This is a genomic window from Nocardia yamanashiensis NBRC 100130 (assembly GCF_001613325.1).
Taxonomy (GTDB): domain Bacteria; phylum Actinomycetota; class Actinomycetes; order Mycobacteriales; family Mycobacteriaceae; genus Nocardia; species Nocardia yamanashiensis.
This window is the reverse complement of the sequence record NZ_BDCD01000072.1, coordinates 1-2,229: the sequence shown is the minus strand read 5'-3', so window position 1 is coordinate 2,229 and position 2,229 is coordinate 1. Positions and strand designations below refer to the sequence as shown.

At 68.1% G+C, this 2,229-nt stretch carries 1 protein-coding gene; it reads left to right on the top strand.

The features are described from left to right. The coding region (locus tag NY1_RS41610) for a transglycosylase domain-containing protein (RefSeq protein WP_439956077.1) at nucleotides 1-2,229 on the top strand (2,229 nt) is incomplete at both ends.

Below are 2,229 nucleotides of genomic sequence, written 5' to 3'. Positions count from 1 at the left end.
CGGCGGTTCGGGTGGTTCCGGCGGCGGCCGCAGTGCGAGCGCGCCGCGCAAGCGGTCCATCTGGCGGATCCTGCGCCGCATCGTCTACGTGGGCAGCGGCCTGGGCATCATCGGCCTGTCGGCGCTGTTCCTGATCGCCTACTCGACGGTCAACGTGCCGCGCCCGGGCGATCTCAAGACCAACCAGGTCGCCACCATCTTCATGTCGGACGGCAGCTCGGTGCTGTCGAAAGTGGTTCCGCCCGAAGGCAACCGCACCGATGTGACCATCGACCAGATTCCGCCGCACGTGCGCAATGCCGTGATCGCGGCGGAGGACCGCGACTTCTACACCAACCCGGGCTTCTCCATGAAGGGCTTCGGGCGCGCCTTCTGGGACAACCTGACCGGCAAGGAAAGCGCCGGCGGTGGTTCCACCATCACGCAGCAGTACGTGAAGAACGCCATGGTCGGCAACGAGCGCACGCTCACCCGTAAGCTGCGCGAGCTGGTGATCTCGGCCAAGATGGCCAAGCAGTGGTCCAAGGACGAGATCCTCACCGCGTACCTGAACACCATCTACTTCGGCCGCGGCGCGTACGGCATCAATGCCGCCGCCAAGGCGTACTTCGGCAAAACGGTCTCGGAGCTGAGCGTGTCCGAGGGCGCGGTGCTGGCGGCGACCATCCAGCAGCCGTCCAACCTGGATCCGGAGAAGAACCCCAAGGGCGCTCAGGAGCGCTGGAAGTACGTGGTGCAGGGCATGAAGGACGGCGGCAACCTGTCCGCCACCGATGCCGCGGCGCTGCAGTACCCGCAGGTGATTCCGGCCGCCGACGCGCAGGCCGACAAGACGCTGGACAGCGGACCGGAGGGCCTGATCAAGACGCAGGTGCTCAAGGAGCTGACCGAGGCCGGTATCTCCGAGCACGAGCTCAATACCGAGGGCCTGCAGATCTACACCACCATCGACCCGAAGGCGCAGCAGGCGGCTATCGACGCGGTGGCCAAGAACATGCAGGGCGAGCCGGAGAAGCTACGCACCGCCGTGGCGGCGGTGGATCCGAAGACCGGTGCGGTGCGCGCCTACTACGGCGGCTCGGACGGCCAGGGCTACGACTTCGCGAATGCCGGTCTGCCCCCGGGTTCCTCGTTCAAGGTGTTCGGTCTGGCCGAGAACCTGGAGCTGGGCAAGCCGCTCTCGACGCTCTACGACTCCTCGCCGGTGACGGTGAACGGCATCAAGATCACCAACGTCGAGGGTGAGCAGTGCGGTATGTGCACCATCTCCGAGGCGCTGAAGCGGTCGCTGAACACCAGCTTCTACCGGATGATGCTGGACATGCCGGGCAACGGCCCGCAGAAGATCGCCGATATGGCGCACAAGCTGGGCATTCCGGAAACCATTCCGGGCGTGGGCAAGACGCTCACCGAACCGGACGGCTCCGGCCCCAACAACGGCGTCGTGCTGGGTCAGTACCAGGTGCGGCCGCTGGACATGGCCTCCGCGTACGCCACGCTGGCCGCCTCCGGCGTCTACCACAAGCCGCACTTCGTGACCAAGGTCGTCACCTCGGACGGCACCGTGCTGCTGGATCGCGGCGAGGTCGCCGGTGAGCAGCGGGTTTCCGCGGCCGTCGCCGACAATGTCACCGACGCCATGAAACCCATTGCGGCGTGGTCGCGTAACCATCAGCTGGCCGGCGGCCGCCTGTCCGCCACCAAGACCGGCACCAACCAGCTCGGCGACACCGGCGAGAACCGCGACTCCTGGATGGTCGGCTACACCCCGTCGCTGGCGACCGCGGTGTGGATCGGCACCGAGCAGGGCGAGAAGCTGCGCAATGCCAGCGGCGGCATGATCTACGGTTCCGGCCTGCCCGCCGATATCTGGAAGGACACCATGGACGGCGCGCTCAAGGGCACGCCGCTGGAGAACTTCCCGAAGCCGGGCGCCATCGCCGGTCAGGCCGGTGTGCCGTCCTGGTCGGCCCCGTACACCGCGCCGTCCACCACCGAGGCGGCCATCGCGCCGCCGGTGTTCACCACCAGCCAGATGCCGATTCCGGGGCTGCCCGGCTTCTCCATCCCGATTCCCGGGGTGGCGCCGAATCCGCAGAACCAGAGCCAGCAGAACCAGGGCGGCCAGAACGGCGGCGGCCGCGGGCAGACCCAGGACGGTGACAGCGGCGGGGGCGGCGGTACCGGTCCGCTGCCCGGTCAGCCGGTCGCCCCGGCCGACGGCGGCGC